This window comes from Paenibacillus sp. Dod16, assembly GCF_049893405.1.
GTDB lineage: Bacteria > Bacillota > Bacilli > Paenibacillales > Paenibacillaceae > Paenibacillus_AQ.
In genome coordinates, this window is record NZ_JBNDYG010000088.1 from 1 (window position 1) to 24,766 (window position 24,766).

Here is a 24,766-nt window from a genome sequence, read left to right on the forward strand (position 1 = left end):
AACAGCAAGTGAATGAATACATTCTGTTCTATAACCAGAACCGATTCCAGAAAAAATTAAACGACCGTTCCCCGGTAGAATACCGGGAAACGGTCGCAGCATAAATCATGTCTTTTTTGTACTGTCTACTTGACAGGGTTATGACCATTGTTCGCGACTTTATTGCGTGTTTGTTCTTAATATCCGAGTTCATTCATGTTCAAAGCGGCGGGTTTGCGACTCCCATTTGTATCCAACCTTCCTTTGAAGGACCATATACCGCAGGGATATTCAATCCCGCCTGACGCATAAGAACGGTGACCTGCCCTCTATGATGAGCAATGTGCTTAATCAATCCCATAAAGATGGTAGCATTTGATTCCTGACGTCCAAAGGCATTTTGGATTTGTTTTAAACTTTCATCCGTCCATTGTGCTTCAAGAGCCGTCGCTACCTCTGAACTTATTTTTCTAAAAGTTTCGGCGATTTGTTTCGCGGCCGGTACATCATCTGAATCTTGCACCTGATCGAGAACAAGCCCGAATTCAGTCAAATATTCAGGGGTGTTCGTTACGAAATGCCAAGCAATTCTTCCCAGCGTCCTGCCTTCAGGATATACCTGCTGTTGTAAAGATTCATCCGTCAAACTGTCTAACACCTTTTGTGTTAATTCTGCTTCCCTCTTCCATTCTGTAATAAAATCAGAAACGGTTGTATACATGATTGATTCATCCCTTTCTAAGAAACTAAGTTCAATATTTGATGGATAGGATGTAAGATGATCATCCTTAAGTTCATCATATCTGCTAATAGTGACAAGGGTTGTCATAGTTATTTTTATCATTAGCGAACAACCGAACTGCAAGCAAGAGCGCCACCAAAACCATGACAAACCCGGACCAACCCAGATTGTCAATGGAGGAGCTGCTGATCACCAATCCGCCGATTCCTGAGCCGAGGGCGAAGCCAAATTGGATAAACGAAGTGTTGACGCTTAAGGCTATATCCGGCGATTGCGGGACCAGGGTAACTAAGTACAACTGCTGTGCTGGAGATGTCGCCCATGTGGCGGCCATCCATAACATGATGAATGGAACAACAGCGTAGATCGAGCCGTTGAACCAAGACAATAGCAGCAACGTTCCCGCTTGGATGGACAGACCGGCGTAGATCGTGAATCTGGATCCCTTCGTATCCGCTATCCCCCCTCCGAATTTGGAGCCAACAAAGCTGCATATCCCCGAGATCAATAGAATACCGGAAAGCGCCGTTGCGGATAACTCACTATTCTGCTGAAGATAGGGGGATATATACGTAAATAGCGATGAGTATCCTCCGATATAGAACAGCGTAATGACTACAGCCAGCACCATTTTTTTATCTTTTAATATCGACAGCTGCATTCTAAGTGTAATGGCTTTTTGCTCCGTAATGGACGGAACCTTGAAAAGGACAGTCAAGAACGGAATCACCATCAGCAAGCCAGCAATGACGAATAAGGTTCTCCATCCCATGGTTTCGCTCAAGAACGTGCCGATCGGCACGCCGAGCACCAGGGAGCTGCTAAGTCCCATCAATATGGTGCCGATCGCACGGCCCCGATTCCGTTCTTCAACCATGCGCGTGGCTACGGCCATAGCAATGACCGTGGCTGTTCCACCGCTGAGTCCCTGGATCATTCGAGTCATCAGCATCATTTCAAGTGAGTCACTAACATAGACGAGACAGCTGCTGAAAATAAATATGCCGAGCATAACGAGAAGCATTTTTTTTCGGTCCACCCGGATGGTTGCGGCGACCACTACGGGTGCGCCTATCGCTGCAGAAAGGGCGAATGTCGTTACGAATGATCCAGCGGTGGACGTCGCAATGCCTAGATCCTCCGCTACGATGGGAAGAATTCCGCTTATGATGTACTCGATCGTTCCAATGAGAAACACGGCCAGGGCAAGCAAATAAACGATCCATTTATTACTCATGCTCGTTCCTCTTCGCATTCAATTGGTAATTGAATTTCGATGAGACAAACCCCCGGCTCACCTGATAAAGGCACATAAGTTTCTCTTCCGGGCTGGTCGCTTCGAACGAGATAACCATGCTGCTCAATCCATTCGGCAAGATCCAGGCAGGCCGATTCGGAGTACGCCGAATCCGAGCGAAATAACAGTGTGGCCATGGTCTCAGAAGGCAGGAATCGATACTGGAGATGCTCCGGCAGCTTGAAGGTGTCCGATTTCACGGCATAACCGGCTTCGAACTCAAACACATGCTCCTTGCTGCCGGATACGTTCCACAACAACGTCTGCGGACCGTATAATAGAGACTTGGCTCGGCCATCATGCAGCCCATCGAACATTTCGAAAAGGTTTGGGATATCCTCAACGATGCCTTGGGAAGCATACGTGATCATGTGCATGGCTTCAACGCGTTTCAAGACAACCTCTTGTTTTTTATTTACTTTTCCTTCCCGTTCCAAGAGCTGCATTCTTTCTTTTACCCGGACAAGCCAAGAGCGCTCCATATTAAGCTGCCGCTCGATTTCACTCTCCTTGAGCCTCAGCATGCCGCGAATCTGTTCTGTTGATATATCTTCATGAAGGAGCAACGCGATCTGCTGTAATGTAAATCCCAATTCCTTATATATGACGATACGGTTGATCTCCAGTAGTTGTTCGGCGTAATAATACCGATATCCCGTCGATTCATCGGTCATGGCTGGCTTCAGGATTCCGAGCTGATCATAATAGCGCAGAGTTTGTAACGGAATTCGACTCAACCTGGAAAACTCGCTGATTTTAAACAATGCTTTCACCCTCTATCTTGATTTATTGGTTAGAGTATAAACTCTCTAGTTAGGTATAAAGTCAAGAGGGCTAATTAAATTTGTACGCAAGCCGCGATGGTAAGGACTGTTCCGTGACACATGTTGATCGATTTAAAGCCTCTCCTTAAGTTAACAATCACCAGCAAGCTATTGCCTCTCTATGACAATTTTCCAATTGCGATTACAAGCAGCTGGGATGCTTCCGCGCTCCGAGATATACTGTTCCACTAACTCCGCGGTGTCGATCAGTATCTCCCGCATCACTCTCTTCCCTTGGAACATACTGTAATCCCCTCCTCCTCTGGCCCGGTAGCTGTTCAGGACCACATCCAGCTCCATCCCGCCCGGCAAGTCTGCGCCGTTATATTTCAACCTGCTGACCCTTGATCCCGGCGCGCATGCAATGTTTAATGTATATTCAATGCCTTCCCACATGTCGTAATTATAATGCTGCGGTTTCGGCTTCATATATGCCGGGTTCACGGCAGGAGTCCCGCCTGGGCCGACCGTAAAATAACAGGCTGTCTGTTCCAGCGCGTCCCGGATGTCGCGTCCGGTCAGACGAAGTACGACCAACGTATTCGGATATATGAAATTCGTTAGGATATCCCGTCTTGTGATAATCTCTCCGAACCCCTTGGAATCTTCACTGAGTAATGACGTACATGAAACGATGACACCCGCATATTCCATCTGCACGCGATGGATAAACTCGATAAAAGGATGCTCCGCCAGCCGGCAGGCTGTAGGATCGTATATGCCCATGTCACCCTCGACTCGTCCGATCGGCTCGTCGAGCCATGCCTGGGTCCGTTCTTCCAACTGCTGGCTGGAAGCTAACACCACTGTGTCAGTCGTTGTCCCAGTGTCCGGTCGCAGCAACTCGGCACGTTTCTCCACAACCATCCAGCGTTCCTGTGCCTTAACCAGATCCACACGGATCTTGCCGATGGCCTGTCCATTGAAGCCGGGTTGGACAACTGTCACTCCGTGGACCTGCGCGGCCAGCAGCCGATGCTGATGCCCGGTGATGAGCACATCGATGCCCTTCACCTCGGCACACATGGCATAAGCCTGGTTCTCCCCGGTGATGCTTTCCGCCGGCTCCCCGGTTTCCATATCGCACTCAAATCCGCCGTGGTATGCCACGATCATCACATCGGGGTGCTCCTCCAGACGGATGCGCGGCACCCATTCCTTCACGGTTTCCAATGCGTCTTGGAATTCGAGACCCTGAATGTGGGACGGATTCTCCCAGCTCGGAATGTAGTGTGTCGTCACACCCAGAACCGCCACCCGGATGCCACCGATGTGCTTGATTAGATAAGGCTTACCAAAGGCGGGCTCCTTGCTATCCTGCAACCGGATTCCGGCTGACAACCAAGGAAACCGGGAATCCTGCACCGCTTTTTCAAGCGTCTCCATACCATAATTAAATTCATGGTTACCCGGAACAGCTGCATCGTAGCCCAGCTCATTCAGCGCACCAATCAACGGATGGATATCCGTTCTGCTTTTAACTGCATAGGAAGCCAGCGGAGAGCCTTGAATCAAATCTCCGTTATCGATCAGCAGCAGATCCGGATGGATGAGCCGCTCTTCACGGATTAGGGACGCCAGCTTGCCGAGTCCCATATCCCTTTCGTCCCGTGTCCGGTAATCCGTAGGGTACAGATGTCCGTGTAAGTCGCTGGTGGCCAGCACGGTAATCGTCATTTTATTTGTCGGATTCATACCATCTCTCCTGTTCACAACATATTCAAGCCATTCTATCAACTGAAATGCAGTTTTATATTAAAATTCCAAAACTTTACAAAGAGTTATCATTTCATTGACAGACCATTAACACTCCCTCCGTATAGTGGAGCAGGTAAGACATGTCATTAACTTATAAATGGAGGTCATTGTTTTGAAAAAATGGATGAAAATCACCATGCCCCTGTTATTGTGCGTCGCTGTCATCAGCGGATGCGGCGGCGGAAATACCGACACCGGCGGCAAAGCCGCGGCGAACGCCGGGCAGGAGAACTCGCAAGGCACAAATACAGACAGCAGCGCGACCACAGAATCTACCGGGTATGTCCCTGATAAACTGACGGTCCAATTCGTTCCTTCCCAGAATGCCGATACGCTTGAAGCCAAAGCCAAGCCGCTCGAAAAGCTGCTGTCCGACAAAATCGGGATCCCCGTTGCGGTCAGCGTATCGACTGACTATAACACGATTGTAGAAGCGATGGCATCCAAAAAGGTGGACGTTGGCTTCCTGCCGCCCACCGCGTATGTTCTTGCCAAAGAGAGAGGCGCTGCTGAGGTTATACTGCAGGCCCAACGTTATGGCGTTAAGGATGAAACCGGCGAGCCTACGGATGAGCTTGTGGATTTCTACAAGGCGATGATGATCGTGAAAAAGGATTCTGCCATCCAATCCGTAGCCGACCTGAAGGGCAAAAAAATTGCCTACCAAAACGTTTCATCCTCTGCCGGTTATGTGTGGCCTGCGGCGGTTTTGATGGATAACGGGATCGACCCGATGAAGGACGTCGAGCCGATTACGGTAAAAGGCCATGACCAAGCCGTCCTTGCCGTGTTGAACGGCGATGTCGATGCAGCTGCCATTTTCCAGGATGCCCGCAATGTCGTCAAGAACGATTACCCCACCGTATTTGAAGATACACGCGTACTGACTTATACGGAGAAAATTCCGAACGATACGATCACCGTGCGCTCCGATATGAGCCCGGAATGGATTGAGAAGCTGCAAACCGCGTTTATCGAGATCGGCCAGGACGAAGAAGGCCACAAGATTATCTCGGAAATTTACACGCATGAAGGTTATGTCAAATCCGATGACAGTCGTTTCGAGATTGTCCGTGAATATGGCAACAAGGTTAAGACCGAGTAAACGATAAGGGACTGGGTGCCATGATTGAAATTCGCAACGTTTCGAAAACTTACGTCAATGGAACCAAAGGACTGAACCATATCAATCTGACGATCGGCCGCGGCGAATTCGTGGCGATCGTCGGGCTGTCCGGCGCCGGTAAGTCGACCCTGCTGCGGTCGATGAACCGGCTTCACGACATTACCGAAGGCAACATCGTGATCGACGGTAAATCGATCACAGCGGCCAAGGGCAAAGAGCTGCGGCGCATCCGAAGAGATATCGGCATGATCTTTCAAAGCTTCAACCTTGTGAAGCGCTCCTCCGTGCTCCGCAATGTGCTTGCCGGACGCGTCGGATACCACTCCACCCTGCTCACCCTGCTCGGCCGATTTCCAAAGGCCGATGTAGATCTCGCTTTTCAGGCACTCGACCGGGTAGGCATCGTCCAGAAAGCCTATGCCCGGGCCGACGAGCTGTCTGGCGGACAGCAGCAGCGAGTCGCGATTGCCCGAGTGCTTGCGCAGGAAGCCAAGATCATACTAGCGGACGAGCCGGTTGCTTCCCTCGATCCTTTGACCACGAAGCAGGTCATGGATGATTTAAAACGAATTAACGCGGAATCCGAAATTACGACGATCGTGAATCTGCATTCGATCGATCTGGCACGGCAGTATGCTACGCGGATTATCGGATTGCGCGCCGGGGAGGTAGTCTTTGACGGACCTGTATCGGAAGCGACGGATGAGCGGTTTACGGAAATATACGGACGGCCATTCGGCAAGAATGAGGTATTGGAGGAAACGGCTGTATGAAGATGGAAATGGAAACGGGGCCGTTCGAACCATCAGATCAATCTCCCCTCCTTCGCCCGAAACCACCTGGCAAACTGAAGCATTACATGACTACGGCTTTCCTGCTGCTTCTCGTCTCGGGCAGTGCGCTGCAGACGGACGCTTCCTTCATGGAGCTTGTGGAAGGTCTGCCGAATATGCTCGACCTGCTGCGGGAAATGTTCCCGCCGAAATGGAGCTATCTCGACAACATTTTGGAAGCCATGCTGGAAACGATACGCATGGCGCTGATCGGGACCACGCTGGGCACCGTCCTGGCCGTTCCGGTGGCGCTGCTCTGTGCAGATAACATGGTCAAGAATCGGTGGATCACCTATCCGGTTCGCTTTCTGCTAAACTTGATCCGCGCGATTCCCGACCTTCTGCTCGCCGCCTTATTTGTGGCCATAGCAGGACTCGGTCCGTTACCGGGGATTTTTGCCTTATCCGTCTTTTCACTGGGTCTGATAGCTAAACTCACCTATGAAGCGCTGGAAGCGATAGATCCTGGACCGCTGGAAGCGATGACCGCTGCCGGAGCAAATCTGCCACAGCTGATCGTGTACGGTGCAGTCCCGCAGGTTCGGGCGCATTTCGCTTCTTATGCGCTGTACACGTTCGAAATCAATGTCCGTGCCGCTGCCGTGCTTGGTCTGGTGGGAGCTGGCGGGATCGGTCATTATTATGAAGTGACACTCGGTTTTTTTGAGTACGACAAGACATGCATGATCATCATCTTCACCCTGATTGTTGTCCTCTTGATCGACTATCTTAGTGCGAAATTGCGGGAGAAATTGTTATGAGTCAATCATGGAACGACATCGTTCCCCAACCGAAAAAAAGCCGGCTCCGCTGGCTCATCTACGTTATGCTGGCCGTCGTTTATGTCTGGGCCTTCTCCGGTATTCCGTACTCTGGCATTAAGGAGACGGCTGGTCAGGTGACAACGGCTATTTTCTCAGGTTTGCTTTCACCCGATTGGGATTTTGTCTATTTACCAGACGGAGAGGATTTGCTGCGAGGCTTGCTGGATACGTTGGCTATATCCATTCTGGGGACGATCATCTCGGCGGTCATCTGTATCCCGTTCGCTTTCTGGGCCGCGGCCAACATGACCGGGTCCATATTCGCCTCCGGATCAGGCAAAGTGCTGCTCAGTCTGATCCGCGTCTTTCCTGAAATCGTAATGGCACTGTTGTTCATCAAGGCAGTGGGCCCCGGCTCTTTTGCAGGTGTGCTGGCACTCGGTTTGCATTCAGTAGGCATGCTTGGCAAACTGTTCTCCGAAGAGGTGGAAAAGATCGATACGGGCCCGACCGAAGCATTGATCGCTGCTGGCGCGACACGGTTGCAAATCGTCCGGTTCGCCGTTTTGCCACAGGTACTGCCCGGCTTTCTGTCGTATATCCTCTACCGCTTCGAAATCAATCTCCGCTCCGCCACCATCCTGGGCGTGATCGGCGCAGGCGGCATCGGGACACCACTTATTTTCGCGCTGAGCTCACGAAATTGGGACCGCGTCGGCATTATTTTGCTCGGAATTATTGTCATGATTACCTTGATCGACTTGATTTCGGGCGCGATTCGAAAAAAGCTCGTTTAACGGAGGACCATGAATAACTTTGGAAGTATCCTCCATACTAGTGATGAACAACATCTTACAACCAAGGAGGAACCATGATGCTCGACAATTTGGAAAAGCGACTACAACTGCGCGAATGCCGGCGACGATCTCCATCGGCTCAAGCAAGAGCTTGCCGCTCTGCGGGAACAGGGTACGGAAGGCCAAGAAACACAGGAACAACTCAACCGATTGGAGAATCAAATCTCCTTCATTATGAACAAATGCGATATTAACCATTAACGTTTAATCTACACACTTCTTCGAGATCTGCAATGATCTCGCCATTACCTGCATGACGTAATTGATTTTGAAAGGTATCTGACACCTCGAAAACTCTCCATGATTAAAAAACCCGTATCCGTGAAAGGATACGAGTTTTTTTAGTTTCGCTATTATTCGTCAATCTGCTTGATTCTTAAATATGAATTCCTAACTAAACAAGGCTTTTGTGACTAGCCACCTAGCTGAACAGTCGAATGAAAGACATACGCAGACGGACTGTATAATAGTTAAAGTAGCAGGGTTGTCCTACTCGTTCTCGAAAAAAATTAATACAGAAACCGAACCTTTTTTTGATAGAGAGACAATACAGGGTGTAAGCCGCTTACCCAGGAGGGCCCTCTGAATGCAAAGTGAATACATGTTTCAATTACTCAAACAAATGAAAGACGGTGATCAACAGGCGTTTCGTACGATGTATGATGCCACCTATCAGGACGTCTACCGGACCGTTTCCTTTCTGGTGGATCATCCGCAGGACCGGGAAGATGTCATGAATGAGATTTATATGCAAATGTGGACGTCTCTTGCCAATTACGACACGAATCGACCTTTCCATTTCTGGCTGCACGGCTTGGTCATCCGTCAAGTGCAGAGATTTCGGGTCAAGCGCTGGCGGAGATTTCGAATTTTCGAGCGCATCCGTGACTTTGCCCGGGAAGAATCGCATTGGGATCAACCTTCGGTGTTGATGGACGGCACGAACCAACTCATATCGCAGGCTATCCAAAAACTGACGGATAAACAGCGAGCGGTCATTATCCTCCGCTTTTTTCACGACTATACGCTGGAGGAAATCGCGACCATACTCGATATTCCGCTGGGTACGGTCAAGTCCAGATATCATGCGGGCATCCAGGCGCTTCGAAAAAACATATGGAATCTCCCCCCGGAAAGGATGGAAAAGATCAATGACTATTGAACGTAAAATCCGAGAGCATCTGCGCACAGAAGCAGAAACGTTGGATTGTCCTCCGGCCATTTCCAAACGTATAGAGCAATCCTATTCACAATATGTGCTACGACAAAGGAGCGGAAAAACCATGAAAAAACGTTTTATTGCCGGCATCGTTGCTACTGCCATTTTGATTCCAACCGCAGCGTTTGCTGCCCCTACCCTGATTGAAATGCTGACTAGAACACCGATGACGGCTGAACAAGTCAAGTCGGATGTAGTTGGGAGAGCAACGCTCGAAAAGCTGTATAGCGCATTTCCCGAAACTAAATCGTTTGAGATTATCGAGGCAAGCATGGTTCAAGGTACCCAAACCAGCATCATCCTCCAGGAAAAAGGGGGAATTGGCAAAAAAATCACCCTTCATACCAACAGCAAGTCGGGTAAGATTGAACACGTGATTCAAGAGAATTGGGAGCCTAAGGATAAGCCGCTCACGGCTCTAACGGATCAGGACATCAAGTCGAAGGTTGATGATCTTCTGAATAAAATGTATGGCAACATGGAAGAGTACGAGTTTGCTATGGAGAAAATGGAGAATCCGGATCAGAAAACGTTGATGTTGAATTACACCCAAAAGGGGTCAGAAACACCCTTATATCAGGTATTCGTTCAGGGCAATTCAATCAGTGTTTCTCTAATTGGGGGTGAGACGAAATCTGCAAACCATAAAGTAGAAGGTTTCTTCACTACCAATGGCAAGCCAGATTATTTTGCAGATGCCTATTTGAATGACGACAAACTCTTTTCTTTACTAAACATGAGCCCAATTGAACTCAAACAAGAATTAGCAAAAGGTAGATCTGTAGTGGAGATCGCAGCCTCTAAAAATGTCTCGAAACAACAAATTGTGGATGTCATTGCAAAAACTCAGGTTGATATACAAATCCAAGGTGAAGCTAACGGAGAGATTCCGAACAACAACCTTTCAATGGAACAAATGTTAAAAGCTATTGAACCAAAAGTATTACAAGTTATTGAATACAAAACGGATACGCCATCCAAGAAATAACTCACTGATCAAACAAAAAAAGCCGGATTCCTTAAAGTAGGAAACCCCGGCTTTTTCACTATTAATCAATTCTAATCGTATATTTTCGTTAATTTGTTGGTGGTACTCCGTCTACTTCTTTCATAAACGTTCTAAAGTTTTCAGCGATTTCTTTGTAATGGGTATGGTGTAAATAATGTGATCCATCCATGGTTATTACTTTTCCATGTACCGAATCTTTGATCTGCCCTTCATGCAGAGGGATCCATCCTTCTACACCTGCATTATTCGCTTGTACAAAGAGAAGCAGTGGGAGGTGTTTAGGGAATGTTAAACCTTGAGGCCCTTTAAAATTGGAAGAAATATGCTCCATTTCATTCAACATCGTGGAACTATTCGAGTTTTTATTCGACAGCATTTTCATCTGCTCTACGGTGTGATCATCAAATGGGAGTTCAGCATAGGGGTCACCACCTAATTTGACCGCCAATCTTTGGAGACCTGAATTTTTAAGAAATGCGAACGTTTTTAATGGGAATTTAACATCCATACCCGGTTGTGTTGGAACACTGCTATCGATTCCGACAAAGGCAGTCACCTCGTTTGGATATTTGTTCACATAATCAATGCCGTAAATGCCTGCAATGGAGTGGCCCATGAGCATATATTGGTTAATGTTAAGCTGCTGTAGAGCTTCATGAACTTCACTTACGATATTCTCTGTGGTTCGTTCTTTTTCAGTTCCATCACTTAATCCATAACCGAAAGGCTCGACCGCTACAACTTTGTAATATGGAGATAGCTCATCAATGAGCAGCTTAAAATCAAGCGCTGGTGCAGCTGTTCCATAACCTGGCAGAAGCACGATCGTTTCCTTGCCTTCGCCTTGAATTAACACATTCATATTTTTCCCGTCTACAGATACGTGCTGACCATAGGGCTCTATTCGTTTCGCCTCGGAATTGCTGCTGATCACATTCGTGATATAAACAATACCTAGAAACAGAACAATGGCGATTACGATTGCTCCGATAATTTTAAGTGAAATCTTTCGCACTTTCTTTATCTTCGATCCATTCCTCGTTTTCTTTATCTCTGGTTGTGTCACTGTCATCTTCTCCTGTCTTGGACTGTTTGTTGGGCTTTCTTCATTGCCGCTAATAAAATCTTAACCAATCAAGATGTCCTCTCCATGACGTCAATATGAACGGAGTATGAACAAAGCAAAAAAATGCCACGGTCACATACAAGAGAGCTTGTACGTGAGCCGTAGCAAGGAGAAGGGTAATTCCGAGAATTTGAATTCTTCAACAATCGGATGGATGGACATTTCGTAATTCTAACTAACAGTTGGTGTTGTAATTGGTAACGTGACAATAAAGGTCGTTCCTTGACCTGGTTCACTCTCCACTCGGATGTCACCTTGATGAAGCGATACAATCTGTTTAACGATGGCAAGTCCCATGCCGCTGCCGTCATGCTTGCGGCTGTGGGAACGATCCGCTTTGAAAAAACGTTCGAATATACGCTTTTGGTCTTCAAGGGAAATACCGATGCCCGTATCGGAAATTCGGACGGTCACGTTTTTGATATCCTGCTTGATGGCCACGTTAATAACGCCGCCATCCTTGGAAAATTTAATGCCATTGCTGAGGATATTCGTCCATACCTGGTTCAACTGGTCATGATCAGCCATAACTTTAACGGTCTGAAGATCAAGCTCAAAATGAATGTTCCGAGCAGACCATTGTGGCTGGAGCGCCACGATGACGCGCCTAATCTGTTCATCAAGGCTGAGTGTAACAAGCCGCTGTTGCTGTGACTGTGATTCAAGCATACTCAGCTTGAGCAGGCTATCACTCATTTTGGACATCCGCTTTGCCTCGGCGATGATAATATCAAGATAACGACTTCGTTCGTCATCTGCGAGGTTTACTTGCTTAAGTGCTTGAGCATACCCGGATATCGAGGTGATCGGAGATTGAACCTCGTGCGACACGTTCGCTACAAATTCCCTGCGCATCTGCTCCAGCTGCTGAAGATCATGCATCATTTCCTCAAAGCTTCGAGCCAGCGTCCCCAGCTCACTCGTTTGCTTGATATTCAGCTTGACGTTGAAATCTCCAGCCGCTATACGTTTGGTTGCTTTTGTCAGCTTTTTGATCGGTCTGACCAGGAATATGGAAGCAACCAGTATCAACAAGCTTCCCACAATCAACGAACAGATTGCAAAGATCGATGCCCATTTGACCACAAAAGAAGCAGAAGGCGGGGCGAGCGTTTCCAGAAACATCGCTTTTGTTCCCATTTCCGTCTTGATAGGCAGCCCCAAAAGAACCGTGGCAATACCATTCGGAGTGTCCTGAACAACGCCCCCATCTAATACTTTCTTAAGCTGCTCCTTTGTTACGGTAGCAGATTTATGTCCGTTAAGCTTTCCGTAAGATTGGAACTGACCTGTTGTTTCGTAAATTCGAATATGATAGGAGTCAAGCTGCTTCATTCCACTCACGAACGAGTCCGCTTCACGTAACGGAAGGGTCTTGTAAATCTGTACGATATCTTGTCCAAAATTGCGTAAGTTGATTTGAGCGTTTTGGTTAAGCTTGTCTTCGAATATCCAGGTGGACATAAAAAAAGAGATAATCGTGCCGGCGATGACGGAGACCAGAAATGTCAGAACCACACGTATATATAAGGATCTGATCATTCGTAAACCTCAAGCCGATAACCCAGACCACGTACCGTCTCGATCCGAAAATCAGGTGTAGCCGCAAACCGTTCACGCAGCCGTTTAATATGTACGTCTACGGTTCGATCATCTCCGGCGTAATCAATACCCCAGATCTGATCGATCAACTGCTCACGCGTATAGACTTGTCCTGGTGTTCCGGCGAGCTTATACAGCAATTCGAACTCCTTGAGCGGCAGCGTTAGCGACTCCGTCCCTCTCATCACCTTATACGTCTGCCGATCCAGTATAACGTTGCCGAACTGAATCATCTGTGTAGACCCAATCTTGTATCGTTTCAGTAATAACTCCAACGGATCGAATGGTTTCGTCAAATAATCATCCGTCCCCAGTTCGAACCCTTTCACCTTCTCCCATGTTTCGCCTCTTGCTGTCAGCATAAGTAACGGAAGATCAGGATTGGCTCTTCGCAGCTCCTTGCACAATGTCCAGCCATCCATAATCGGCATCATAATATCGAGTACGACGAGATCGACATGCGTTGATGCATAGACGTTCAGTGCTTCCTTGCCGTCCGCAGCCTCGGCCGTTGTGAATCCGTCGTTACGTAGAAACAAACAGACGAGTTCGCGAATATTCACATCATCGTCAGCAACCAGTATAGTAGGCATTCGTTCCCTCTTTCCCATCTCATATTGAAGTAACTATTATACTATAAATATAATGATTTACTCCCATACTACCTAATCATCATACCCGGGATATTCAATGAATGCACCCTCGTCTCCTTTCTACCATACACGCAAATCAGCGCCTGTTTCTGAAGAAACAGGCGCTGATTCCATTTAGTCTCAGTAATAAACAATCTACTATGGGTTAAGGAGCTTCGCTGCATCGCGTAACAAATATTCCGCAACCTCGGCGGAGATATGATTCCCTTTTTGTGCATGGACTTCAGAAATGAAACTGCTAAGGTTTTGTTTTTGCAATTTTTTCAGCAGACTGTTAGCAATCCCTTTGTTATCAATGGTTCCCTCGTCTGCGAAACGTTGAACCAGCTCCTCAAGAGCGGCATAACTTGTTTTCACCTGAAAGTCTATTGATTGTATAGATGAATTCCCTGCTAAATCAATTGCTTTTATCGTAAACGTATGTGTACCCTGCTCAAGTATATATAACGGAATATCAGTTAAATCCGTTAATACGTTTCCATCCAAGATGACTTCGGTTTTTGCATGGTTGACACCTGACAGAATGTCCGCTACTTCAAATTTGGGTTGAAACACGCCCGTGTTATATTCTGATGTTACAACTTGATATATCGTGATCTCCGGAGCTGTCCGGTCCACCGTAATATGGCTGGAGGCCTGAAAATTGCCGTCTTCCGTCGTTGCCGTGATAACAGCCCTTCCTTCCTCTACGGCTGTCACGATGCCATGATCGTCTACCGTTGCCACCTGCCCTTGATTCGTGCTCCATGTAATATTTTTATTGGTTGCATGATCCGGCATAACCGTTGCGTGGAGCTCTCTACTCCGGCCGGAAGAGGAATTAAACACAAGCTCCGGTGTATCCACTATTATTCCAGTAACGGGTACGTTATCAACGATATGCTCAACGACGAGTTCATTTAACGCGATGTTCCCCCATATCCGATTCCCGTCATTCACCTTTAACCGAAGTTTATAGGCGTTTACCGTTGGGAAAGAAACGCTCTGGCGTTCTTTGGTGCTGTCGTTCAGATTCCATTCCACCGATGCGCCAGATAATGCCGTCACCCAACGGCTACCGTCAAAATACTCCACATCAAAATTGGTAATACCCTGACCGATCCCAAAAAACGTGACTAACGTAACCTTGTTGACCGGTACCCTATGATTGCCGTAGTCAAGAGTAATATAACCTGGAAAGGTTACATCTCCGGTACTTCCCCATGCAGAGTTCAAATTGTTGTCGATGATGTTAGTAATGGTGCCTGCCCCCGTCGCAAAGGTCGTGGTGACCATATCTTTGGATAGTTCAGGATTGTTATACAATTCAAGCTCGTTCAGTGCGATTCGCCCCGATGGGTTAACACCGTCATGGACCTTCAATCTGATTTGAGAGAATCGAGTAAGTGGAAATTCCACGGATTTGATCTCATTTGCGCCCGTGTTCAAATCCCAAGTCAGATTGATATTGGTGCGTAAGGGAATCCATGCCGAACCATTACGGTATTCAAGATCAAAGTTCGTAATACCCAAATCCTTTCCGTATCTTGTATTAAGCTTCAATTGATTGGCCATAAGCGTTTGCTCGCCAAAATCGAGCGTGATATCGTTCGGAAAGGAAGGCGAAGTATCGGTTTCCCATGCCGTGTCGTAATCATTATCAATGATATTTTCAATCGGTCCTGAAGACGACGTTTGAAATGTCGTACTTGCAGCTGCCTGCGTAGCTAGATTGTCGACAGGTGTGCTGGCAGGCCGTTTCGGAACGATGACGATCGGATCAGGCATGTTCCCGGCCGGTGGAACACTGCCCTCGTATTCGTGGGCACCGATATCGGGAGCGCCATTATATAACGGGTTGCCGAAATAATCCCTTCCTCCGTTATCGTTTATGCGTATGCCTGCGCCTATTAGTGGTGAAGTCGCTTGCAATTGGTACCCGTTCACTGTATCCATGCCATTGCCGCCGCTTCCGGGATCAACCAATTTCGGATCGTCCGTTATCTTATGGGCATCAGCCTGCACTAATGTGTTTCCTCCGTAATATGCGTTGTAGTCAAATGTCTGACCCGTCAAGTCCCATCCCTTATCGCCGACGCTGTAGTACACATTATTATAATTATGAATGTTGCGCGGGGCTCCCGAAGCCTTGGTGAAGTAATCGCTCATCACCGGGTTCCCTGATGATTTTCCTACGTATATCGTATTATTGTAGTTGTAGACGTTATCAATGGATCCGCTGTATCGGAATATGCTTTTTCTGTCGTTTTGGCTGATGTTGTATCTGACGATGGTATTGATTGTGTTGTAAGTGTCGTTTACGAACAGCATGAAGCCGCCAGCGTTATCATGACTGTAATTGTACTGAACCAACGAATTGATGTTTCCTGCATCAACGTCGAAGCCATGCCCGTCTTCCGCGCCGTTCACACTGGCAAACGATTCGTTGAATTGAACGAGGTTATTGTCCGCATACGCCCACCAAATGGAAGCATTGGTTGCCAGATAGGTAGCTTGTTGGACGGTGTTGCGCTCGACCACCGCTCCATCGGTGACATTCCACGCGATCCCGCCGGTTGCGGCTCTGATGACGGTATTATTGGATATTTTCACTTGGGTGGACGGCGTCCATGGCCCGTAAGGTTTAGGTACCCATGGCCATAAATCGCCCATTCCGTAGCGCAAGATACAATTAGAGCCAATGTAAATGCCATAGGCATCCACATCCGTCAGTATATTACCGTCAATGAGAATATCGTTAAATGCGCTGGGTGTAGTCGAACCAACCGAATCGAAAATAATGCCTCCGGAGCGTGTGGTATATGATCCATCGACATCATGGATGTTCATGTTTTGGATATAGATGTGATTCAATAGACCAGCTTCCTCATTCAAGATATAGACACCCCGTCTTTGGCCCCGCGGATTCTCCCAATCTCGATCAAAAGGCAGCGGCGAGCTGTTTGTCACCTCCAGGTTGTTGATTTCCCAATACTCCTGGTTTTTCAAAAAGACGGCTTCCAGTTCGGACGTAATCCCGGCGATTAATGGTTTGCTTCCGGAACCGTACATATCGATAATGATCGGATTTCCGCTTGAACCGGAACCTTTAGGCCACAGCCTGCCATTCCAGCTTTCCCCAGATTTGAACAAGATTTTGTCGCCTGGGGCAAAGGTAGTCGCGTTAACTTTGTCTAACGATCTCCACGCAGAGTCTTGACTTGTGCCGTTATTCCTGTCATCGCCCCCTGTACTGTCCACATAATAAGTGGTTCCGGCAGCTAAAGCGTCCGACGGTGAAGCGGTAACCCAATTGCAAACCAAGGAAAAGATAGAAACCATGCAGATCAACTTTTTGATAAACGATTGCCTCAATCATCTTCATTCCTTTCATTTTTATTTATGTAATGCCAAATGGGCAGTTACATTTGAAATTTACCGTACAACTCCTCATTCAATACAACGTGCGCATCGGTTATTCGCTCACGTATGTACTCTTCATATTTGTTATCGATGTAGTCCTTTAACACTTGTTCTCTTATTCCGTCAAATGCCAGAAACTTGGTTCTCCTCTGATCTTTCTCCACGGATTGGATGAGATAGAAGCGGCCGTTCTCTTCAATAATTTCGCTAACCTCTCCTGGATGAAGGTCGACAGAAGCTTGAGCTACCGGACTTCTGGCATTGTGCCTGTGACTATCCAAGTTATAAAACTGCTCCGTAACCTGGCTATCTTGATGGATGTCCTTTGCTGCTTGCTCAAATGAAATACCGGATGTTATTTTCTGCCTAGCAGTCTCCAATTTCCTTTTCTCCCGAGTTTTGAGAAGGATATCGACATTCCGATTGGCATCAAGAAAAGATAATGATAATTGTCGTACCTTCACGGTTGCGGGCGCATGATACAACCGTCTCTTATTCGCCTCGTAAAACGTGATTAGCTGTTGTTCATTCGGCTTCCAGTCATGCTCCATCAGATGGTTTTTGACCGCTAAGGCCGTGTTTCCCATCACATATTCTAAATAGGCTTCCGCCGTATATTGAGCGGGTCCGAAAACAACCTGATTGTTCTTGATTGCTTGCTGCCTTCTCTCGTTTTCAAGCAAGAGGTTTTGTACAAAACCGTCGTAGCTGATATCGGAGAGCACGCCCTGCTCTTTGGCAAGGATCTGTCGAATTTTAAGATGGATGCTGTCTTCGAGCGCCTTCTTTTTGATCAACTCAATCGGAGTTTCATCTCCGTATGGCGTGGACCAAAATTCGGTCGACTGCGCTGCATCATATTTTTCATGGAAATACTTGATCATTTCAGCTCGATTGGCATGAATAGCTCTTTGAAATTCGCTCACATGAATCACTTCTCCGTCAACTGTCGCGATATAAGTGTCCTCTGGATGTGTTTGTGAAAATTCAGGCTCTGCGATTAAAAAGACAGTCACGATAATCAAAATTAAGATTCCGGCTATGTACAGCCATTTCAGACTGCAATAATTTTGTACCATCATACCCATCAGCACCCTCATCATTAGCTTTATTTAATGAACACGCTCCCTACCTAGGCGACTCCAATTTATGTATAATTCATTATAATTTTCATAAGAAAGCGCTATCAATTGTTCCTTTTTTACAATCCTTTCACTTTCTTTACTTGTTCTCACACATATAAAAAGACGACAGAGGATCGCCTCTGCCGCCTTCATTTTGTATTTTCCGTTTTCTTGATTGCTGCAATACCGCTTGCAACCGAATCATGACATCTTTTCATGCTTGTCCGATTACCGTGAAGTTGAAGCCCGACATGCTCCGTTATCCGCTTCTGTTCCCTTTTTTGAATTTCATGAGGGACCAGATAACCAATAGCAGCAGGACGGACAGACATACGCTAATGCTGACCCGGTTCTGGCCGTCTATCAGAAACAGGACCGCGATCACCGACAGGCAGAGCGCAGTTACGCCGGTTATATAGGGGAACCCCCATACCTTAAAGCTAGGCTGCATCGGATAAGCTTTGCGCAGCTTCAGCTGCGAGAAGCAAATGCAGATCCACACGAGCACAACGACAAACCCCGGCACCGCCATCAGAACCCGAAACAGCTGGTCTTGCGCAATCAATCCAAGCAAGGAACCCGCTAATAGTATGATCGCGCAGAGTTTCAGCGTATTAAGCGGAATGCCTTTGCTCGTGGTCTTGGCCAGGCTTCGTGGAGCCTCCCCGGCAGCTGCCATGGAATAAATCATGCGCGTCGCACCATAGATACCGGAGTTGGCTGCCGACAGCACTGCCGTCACCAAAATAAAATTCATAATGTGAGCTGTTCCCTGCAATCCCGTAGCGGACAACACTTGAACGAAGGGACTTGCCTCTCCCCCGAGCTGATTCCACGGAATCAATCCGCATATGATCAGAATCGGCAGCGTAAAGAACAAAATTACCCGCAAAATAAAATTGCGCACGACTTTCGGCAGGATTTTCTCCGCATTCTCAGTCTCGGTTAATGTGAGACCGATCAGCTCGGAGCCGCCATACGAAAAGGTAACGACAAGCAGAGCCGAGAATATGGCGAACCATCCGTTTGGTAAAAAACCGCCGTGAGCGGTGAAATTTTGAAGGTATGGGGTGTCTGAACTCGGAATAATGCCAAACATCAGAAAACTTCCCAGCACAATAAAACTAATAATCATGGCGATTTTGATCCCGGCAAGCCAAAATTCCACTTCGCCAAAGCTTCCAACACTCATCATATTAATTAAAATAATGAGCGCAGCACTTGCTAGGCTGAGCAGCCACAGCGGAACCTCAGGAAACCAGTATTGCAAAAAGCTGCCTGCCGCAATCACTTCAATCACGCATACCGAGAGCCACATGAAACAATACATCCAGCCCATGACAAAAGAAACCCGTTTTCCAAAGGCTTCCCGTACAAAATCTTTCATGTTCCGGCCCGGATACACCGTAGCCATTTCTGTCATTGCTCCCATTACCACCAGAAGCAGCAGTCCTGCAAAGATATAAGAGAAAATTACGCCCGGACCGGCGAGACTGATCGTCTCGGAACTTCCTTTAAATATCCCGGTGCCGATTACACCGCCCATTGCCATAAAGCTGATATGCCTTGGCCTCAATTTCTTCTGTAATGAAACTTCATCTTGTTTTGCCATTAACATATCCCCCTGATGACTTTCAAATTAACCTATTGATAAGTATAACCTTTTCTGCTAAGGAAACAACTTAAGAAATTCGCAAAGTTAAGAAGGAAGCATGATCGTTCTAATGCCTCTTATTCCTTAACAACGGTTAACAGATTGTTTTCGAGAACGGACAATAAAGAGCCCGGGTGGCCCCAGGCTCTTTATTCATCTCGATATGATTGCCGCCAGCTTTTGCGATTAATACGAATACAGTGCTTTTGGGACGGTCATCATCGCATTACATTCATGGCTTCCCCGTCGAGACGATTCTGACATTGCTGATTTTGGACATGTTACCTGAGGTATCGTACGCAACGATAAAATATTGATACGTTGTATTCGGCGTCAAGCCGCTATCCTTATAATCCGTCGTATTCGACGTTCCAATGACGGTATTATTCCGATAAACCTTATACTCTGCAATTCCCGCATTATCGAATGAAGGCGTCCACTTCAGTTCCACGGATGAATCGGATACGACTACCGCTTCTTCGATGGTTGGCTGGATCGGCGCTTCGGTATCCGCGATGGTCGGTGACCACCAGTTACCCGAAACGACAATCATGCTTAGAAGACGCAGCGTGTTTCCAAAATAAACGTCATCGTTCGTAGAAATGGAGGCGTTGTGGTCCCATAATCGGTTGAGCCACTGCTGATTCGCCGGATTAATCATGGCGCTGACCATCATTGGCGCAGAAAATGAGGTATCCGTATAATTCACGAGTGCTTTTGACCCGTCCAGCTTGTAGCCGCCATATATTTTTCCCGGATCATCCCCGGTCACTTGGCGAATCCATGACGTCATTTTATTTAGCTGCTCTTTCGCACGGGTTTCCCCGGTCATAAGAGCGTCCGTGCCGAGCCGCCAAGGAATGCGCGAAGAGTTATAACTGAAATCCCCGTCTGTTTCAGACTCCAGGAATTCCGGATCTGCCGGTGCATAGCTGCCGTTTTTCTTCTCCACAAAGTCGGGCAGCAGCCCCGCATTCGGACTGTACTTTTTGTATACTCCTTCGCTGATGGAATAGGTCTTGTCGATGACCCGATCCCAATTGGCGTCACCGCTCGCATTTTTGAAGTCTTTCAAATGCTGAAGCATAAAATCGGAAGGACGCGTAGCGCTGCCATACTTAGCATCGTTGTCGCTCACCCAATCAGCAAGCTTCAACGTCCACTCGGCGTGATTGACATCGCTCTTCATGATCGCATCGATTACTTTTTTGGCTTCGGACAGGTAATTGATCTCACCGTCGCTTCCCCACTGGCGATCCGCAAGGAGCAAAGCGTACGCGATATCCATATCACCATCTGTGGCCGAATCAACACCGCCGACATTTACGACGGCCTGACCTGTGTCACCCTGCTTCCAAGCCATCAGCTCCGGGTTGATCTTGCTCGGATGTGCTCTGAAATATCGATATAGTCCGTCAAAATAAGCCTTGGCCTTAGGATCATGACCCGCCATATGTGCGGTGATCAGCATCCCGTATCCATGCGCTTCCGAAACGGTCATGGGTTGATAATTGACTTTCAGCTCCTCGTCATACTCCTCTTGAAACCAGTCCCCGTCGGCATACCAGACGTAGTACTGATCCGGCTCCGAAGATTGGAGATACGGCTTCTTTTTCAAGTATTTCTGCTTCCATTCATCATACAGCCGGGCAACGGTCGCATCCAGCTGCGCTTGTTGCACATGATTCGGCTTGATCGAGCCGGAGCTGTAGGCTGTATGCTGCGGGAACGGTTTGTAAGGCCCGGTGCCTTGCGAAGAAGTCATCGTTTTCAAGCGAATTTCTGCAGTCGGCAGTGATTCAACGCCTCCCATAGTGACGGCAGTCACCTTGTACCGATATTCCGTTTCGGGCGTCAGCCCGGTATCGGCATATGTTATTTCCTTGGTTGTTCCAACGTGACGATCGTTGCGGTATATATGATACCGATCCGGCGCTTTGCCGGAAGGTGCTCTCCAGGTCAGGTCGATTTGAAAAGGAGACACGCCTTTGCCCGCCAAACCATCCACAGCAGATGGAGGTTCATTCCCCTCGGCATGATCCGAAGTGCTTACGGTGACTGGGCTTGAATTGTCTCTTCTGCCAACGGACTTGATCACCAGATTATATTGGATATCCGGATTCAATTTGTCGATAACGACGCTGTACTGGGACGTTCCCGACTTCACTGGCACATAAAGGCTCCAATGTTTGCTGATCTTGTCATCCTGTTCATAAATGCGGAATCCTCTTACCTGCTCATTGCTCGAAGAAGGTGTCTTCCAGGTCAACGTAGCCTTGGCACCTTGGAGCTTAACCTGTGCTCCCTCTACCGGATTCGGTTTGGTGTCTGTTCGTTTGATACCGTAATGATCGTACACCTTCAGCCCATTTTTCCCATATCCGCTCTTTCCTTCATCTTCAATAGCAGCCGTGTAGGCATCGAATTTCAAAATTTGATCCGAAACCGACACATCCGTAAACATTTTTTTCTTCGGCTGATTGTTAATCGCTGCGAAGTAGTCGTCATACGGCTCGTTTTTATAATAGAATTTGTTTCCAAACGCGTTGGACATCAGATACACCGTTCCTTGAGGATTGACGACATTGCCTGCTTCGTCTTTTTCCAGTTTTTTCGGATCGATGACCTTGTCCCCATACATTTGGAAGGAACGCATGTACATATGATCGTGAGCCTCGAACACCATATCGATGCCAAGCTCGTCAAAAACAGGAATCAGATTTTTCCGGTAAAATTCAACGCGATCCCCTTCCCATTGCGCGGAATTATCGCCAGCTGCATAAGGCGCTTTGTGAAGCGTGACGAACTTCCACTTCTTGTCGGTCATCGCCACCGTGTTCCTCATCCAATCAATCTGGTTCCAAAATTGTTCATGCTGATCGTCGTCCCAATCGACGGAGCCGTCTTCATTCAGCTTGCCGTCAAACTGCGAGTTGTACACCATGTAAAGCGCGTCGCCGTATTCAAAAGAATAAACCGACCCGTCATGAGTCGCATCCACCACTTTCCGCGGCAGATTGAAATGGTTGTAAAAGTTATTATTCGGCGTCGTGGCATCCCCGTCCCAATCCGATACTTCGTGTCCGCCCAGTACGGGTACAAATGGCACTTTCATCAGATGCTCCTGCGCGAGTCCGAGCATCCACTGCCACTGCTCCTCCAAGTCGCCATTATCGACCAGATCGCCGGCATTGATCAGAAATTTGGGGTTGCCCATATGTTCGTAAGCTTTCTTGAAGGTATCCGCCCATGGTTCAAAGCCTGATTTGCTTGAGGCTTGAGAGTCGGCTCCCACGATAAACCGATATGGCTTCGGTGTTGTCGTATCGGTTGTGAACGATCCAACGGAGCTCCATATTGAACCATCGCCTACCCGGAATACATAATCCGTTCCCGGATTTAATCCATTCGCGCTTGCTTTATGGCTGAAAAACTTTTTCTTCTTTCCGGTCGTTCTGTCGCTCTTGGTCATATACGTCGAAATTTCCTCCGAGGATCCGGTGAATTCTAGAACTCCCTCTTTCGGAAACAGGTTTCCGGTTCCCGTTGATACGGCAACCTGGACTTTCGTCGCGGCCGCCGTATCCGTGTACCAGGCGAAAGCCATGCTCGTTTTTGGATCGCCGTTCAAGGTCATGTTAATAAGTTTCGGCTGAGAGACGGCTCCTACAGTCGTAAAATTCCACTCGATATTTCGAATCAGGGGGGAGCCGTCTTTTCCTTGGACCGCGGTTTGGGGTATGGTAACCCTGTAGCTCTTCCCTTGACCTAATCCGCCATGCCTAATGCGTAAGGTCGTTTGGTTTATAACTTCGACGGCAATACCTGGAACAGGCTGATTCTGGCCATCCCGTACCGTGATGTCCTGTTTGGCCGTTACCGTGATCGGTTTGTTGAACTTAACCTCGATCGGCGTTGTGACGGTTACATTTTCCGCCCCTTGTCCCGGCACATAGGATACGTCGATGGTAGGCTGTTCAGGCGTTGTTCCGGATATCGGTTCCCCGGTTACGCGAATGTTCCGAATTTTACTGGAACCTCCCGATCCAATGCCATTCGGATTATCTTTGGGGTTGGTTGGCTTATTGGAGTTAACCACCCAGCGGATATACAGCATTTGCTTATCGTCTGCATTCGGCAGGGGGAGGTTGCGGAGTAAGCAGGCTTCATTCGGACAATTGTAACTCGAAACGATATTCATCTGTACAGTGCCTCCCGGAACATCAGTCCATACCGTTCGGTCGGTGCTTACCTGTACTTTGAAATCGTTAGGCGCAGAACCCGAAGAGCTTTGCTCCGAGGATAGTTTGACATTCTTGTAGGCTGACGTAGGAACCATGGCCAACCAATATTTCTTGCCCTGGCCATTGTCCCAGCCCTGATAGCTGATGTCTTGGGCTCTACTGTCGTAGTATTCAAAATATCCTCCGACCTGTTGGAGGATGGAGGAAGACTTGTTGAGTCCTCCGGTTGCAGGATGGATGCCTCCTTCTCCCTTGTTCTTGAAGACCCATTCGGCGATTATGGCTTCTGCCGCTTTCCCCGGTCCATCAGAGGCTAGCTCGGGCTTGGACGTCACGGAGTCGGCGTGAGAATTTGCCGGCAATGTCCAGGGGATCAACAATAATGCTAAAAACAATAAGAACATTTGGTCATAGCCCCGTCAAGTAGACATTAAAAAAAGAGATTTTATTAAGCGGCGACTTTTTCCCGAAACTCAATCGGGGAGAGGTCGCCCAGTTTGTTTTGGAAACGTTCCATGTTGTAAAACGAAATATACTCCGTAATTTGGCTCCT

At 47.7% G+C, this 24,766-nt stretch carries 19 protein-coding genes and 1 pseudogene; 8 read left to right on the top strand and 12 right to left on the bottom strand.

Annotated features, from left to right (window positions below; all coding sequences use genetic code 11):
- Window positions 1-8 precede the first annotated feature (8 nt).
- Complete coding sequence (locus ACPV3A_RS36875; protein WP_426200258.1) at window positions 9-104, top strand: IS3 family transposase; 96 nt, start codon at window positions 9-11, stop codon at window positions 102-104.
- Window positions 105-199: 95 nt separating this feature from the next.
- Here the strand turns inward: ACPV3A_RS36875 and ACPV3A_RS36880 are convergent, their stop codons facing one another.
- The 4 genes from ACPV3A_RS36880 to ACPV3A_RS36895 form a co-directional block, all read right to left on the bottom strand.
- Complete coding sequence (locus tag ACPV3A_RS36880; RefSeq protein WP_426204839.1) at window positions 200-700, bottom strand: DinB family protein; 501 nt, start codon at window positions 698-700, stop codon at window positions 200-202.
- An 85-nt stretch (window positions 701-785) separates the two neighbouring features.
- The gene (locus ACPV3A_RS36885) at window positions 786-1,958 is read right to left on the bottom strand and encodes an MFS transporter (RefSeq protein ID WP_426204841.1); all 1,173 of its coding nucleotides are present in this window, start codon (window positions 1,956-1,958) and stop codon (window positions 786-788) included.
- Entirely contained in the window at window positions 1,955-2,782 is an 828-nt protein-coding gene (locus tag ACPV3A_RS36890) for a MerR family transcriptional regulator (RefSeq protein ID WP_426204843.1), read from the bottom strand. The genes ACPV3A_RS36885 and ACPV3A_RS36890 overlap by 4 nt, the downstream gene beginning before the upstream one ends.
- Window positions 2,783-2,950: 168 nt before the next feature.
- Window positions 2,951-4,537, bottom strand: a complete 1,587-nt coding sequence (locus tag ACPV3A_RS36895) for a bifunctional metallophosphatase/5'-nucleotidase (protein ID WP_426204845.1) — start codon at window positions 4,535-4,537, stop codon at window positions 2,951-2,953.
- A 160-nt stretch (window positions 4,538-4,697) separates the two neighbouring features.
- Between ACPV3A_RS36895 and ACPV3A_RS36900 the strand changes: the two genes are divergently transcribed.
- The 7 genes and pseudogenes from ACPV3A_RS36900 to ACPV3A_RS36930 all read left to right on the top strand — a co-directional run bounded on the left by ACPV3A_RS36900 (window position 4,698) and on the right by ACPV3A_RS36930 (window position 10,387).
- Window positions 4,698-5,705: a phosphate/phosphite/phosphonate ABC transporter substrate-binding protein gene (locus ACPV3A_RS36900; protein WP_339223905.1), complete on the top strand. Its 1,008-nt coding sequence runs from the start codon at window positions 4,698-4,700 to the stop codon at window positions 5,703-5,705.
- A 20-nt stretch (window positions 5,706-5,725) separates the two neighbouring features.
- Window positions 5,726-6,499 carry a phosphonate ABC transporter ATP-binding protein gene (gene phnC / locus ACPV3A_RS36905; RefSeq protein WP_426204847.1) on the top strand — a complete coding sequence of 258 codons (774 nt, stop codon included), beginning with the start codon at window positions 5,726-5,728 and terminating at the stop codon, window positions 6,497-6,499.
- Window positions 6,496-7,320: a phosphonate ABC transporter, permease protein PhnE gene (gene phnE, locus ACPV3A_RS36910; RefSeq protein WP_426204849.1), complete on the top strand. Its 825-nt coding sequence runs from the start codon at window positions 6,496-6,498 to the stop codon at window positions 7,318-7,320. The genes phnC and phnE (ACPV3A_RS36910) overlap by 4 nt, the downstream gene beginning before the upstream one ends.
- Window positions 7,317-8,120: a phosphonate ABC transporter, permease protein PhnE gene (gene phnE, locus ACPV3A_RS36915; RefSeq protein ID WP_426204851.1), complete on the top strand. Its 804-nt coding sequence runs from the start codon at window positions 7,317-7,319 to the stop codon at window positions 8,118-8,120. Before phnE (ACPV3A_RS36910) ends, phnE (ACPV3A_RS36915) begins: the two co-directional genes overlap by 4 nt.
- 77 nt (window positions 8,121-8,197) lie before the next feature.
- Window positions 8,198-8,381 (top strand): annotated as a pseudogene (locus tag ACPV3A_RS36920) (DUF2524 domain-containing protein).
- A 385-nt stretch (window positions 8,382-8,766) separates the two neighbouring features.
- Window positions 8,767-9,342 (top strand): sigma-70 family RNA polymerase sigma factor, encoded by a 576-nt coding sequence (locus ACPV3A_RS36925; protein WP_220685390.1) that lies wholly within the window; start codon window positions 8,767-8,769, stop codon window positions 9,340-9,342.
- Window positions 9,332-10,387 carry a hypothetical protein gene (locus tag ACPV3A_RS36930; protein WP_426204853.1) on the top strand — a complete coding sequence of 352 codons (1,056 nt, stop codon included), beginning with the start codon at window positions 9,332-9,334 and terminating at the stop codon, window positions 10,385-10,387. The genes ACPV3A_RS36925 and ACPV3A_RS36930 overlap by 11 nt, the downstream gene beginning before the upstream one ends.
- Window positions 10,388-10,475: 88 nt before the next feature.
- On the opposite strand, the gene ACPV3A_RS36935 is transcribed toward ACPV3A_RS36930, so the two are convergent.
- The 8 genes from ACPV3A_RS36935 to ACPV3A_RS36970 all read right to left on the bottom strand — a co-directional run bounded on the left by ACPV3A_RS36935 (window position 10,476) and on the right by ACPV3A_RS36970 (window position 24,757).
- Entirely contained in the window at window positions 10,476-11,474 is a 999-nt protein-coding gene (locus tag ACPV3A_RS36935; RefSeq protein ID WP_426204855.1) for an alpha/beta fold hydrolase, read from the bottom strand.
- 231 nt (window positions 11,475-11,705) lie between these two features.
- Window positions 11,706-13,076, bottom strand: a complete 1,371-nt coding sequence (locus tag ACPV3A_RS36940) for a sensor histidine kinase (protein WP_426204857.1) — start codon at window positions 13,074-13,076, stop codon at window positions 11,706-11,708.
- Window positions 13,073-13,729, bottom strand: a complete 657-nt coding sequence (locus ACPV3A_RS36945) for a response regulator transcription factor (RefSeq protein ID WP_426204859.1) — start codon at window positions 13,727-13,729, stop codon at window positions 13,073-13,075. The genes ACPV3A_RS36940 and ACPV3A_RS36945 overlap by 4 nt, the downstream gene beginning before the upstream one ends.
- 198 nt (window positions 13,730-13,927) lie before the next feature.
- Entirely contained in the window at window positions 13,928-17,143 is a 3,216-nt protein-coding gene (locus ACPV3A_RS36950) for an Ig-like domain-containing protein (RefSeq protein WP_426204861.1), read from the bottom strand.
- Window positions 17,144-17,190: 47 nt separating this feature from the next.
- The gene (locus tag ACPV3A_RS36955; protein WP_426204862.1) at window positions 17,191-18,273 is read right to left on the bottom strand and encodes a SurA N-terminal domain-containing protein; all 1,083 of its coding nucleotides are present in this window, start codon (window positions 18,271-18,273) and stop codon (window positions 17,191-17,193) included.
- Window positions 18,274-18,574: 301 nt separating this feature from the next.
- On the bottom strand, window positions 18,575-19,927 hold the full coding sequence (locus ACPV3A_RS36960) for an amino acid permease (RefSeq protein WP_426204864.1): 1,353 nt from the start codon (window positions 19,925-19,927) through the stop codon (window positions 18,575-18,577).
- Between the two features lie 274 nt (window positions 19,928-20,201).
- On the bottom strand, window positions 20,202-24,617 hold the full coding sequence (locus tag ACPV3A_RS36965) for a glycosyl hydrolase family 8 (RefSeq protein WP_426204866.1): 4,416 nt from the start codon (window positions 24,615-24,617) through the stop codon (window positions 20,202-20,204).
- Window positions 24,618-24,661: 44 nt separating this feature from the next.
- Complete coding sequence (locus ACPV3A_RS36970) at window positions 24,662-24,757, bottom strand: IS3 family transposase (RefSeq protein WP_426203701.1); 96 nt, start codon at window positions 24,755-24,757, stop codon at window positions 24,662-24,664.
- Window positions 24,758-24,766: the final 9 nt, after the last annotated feature.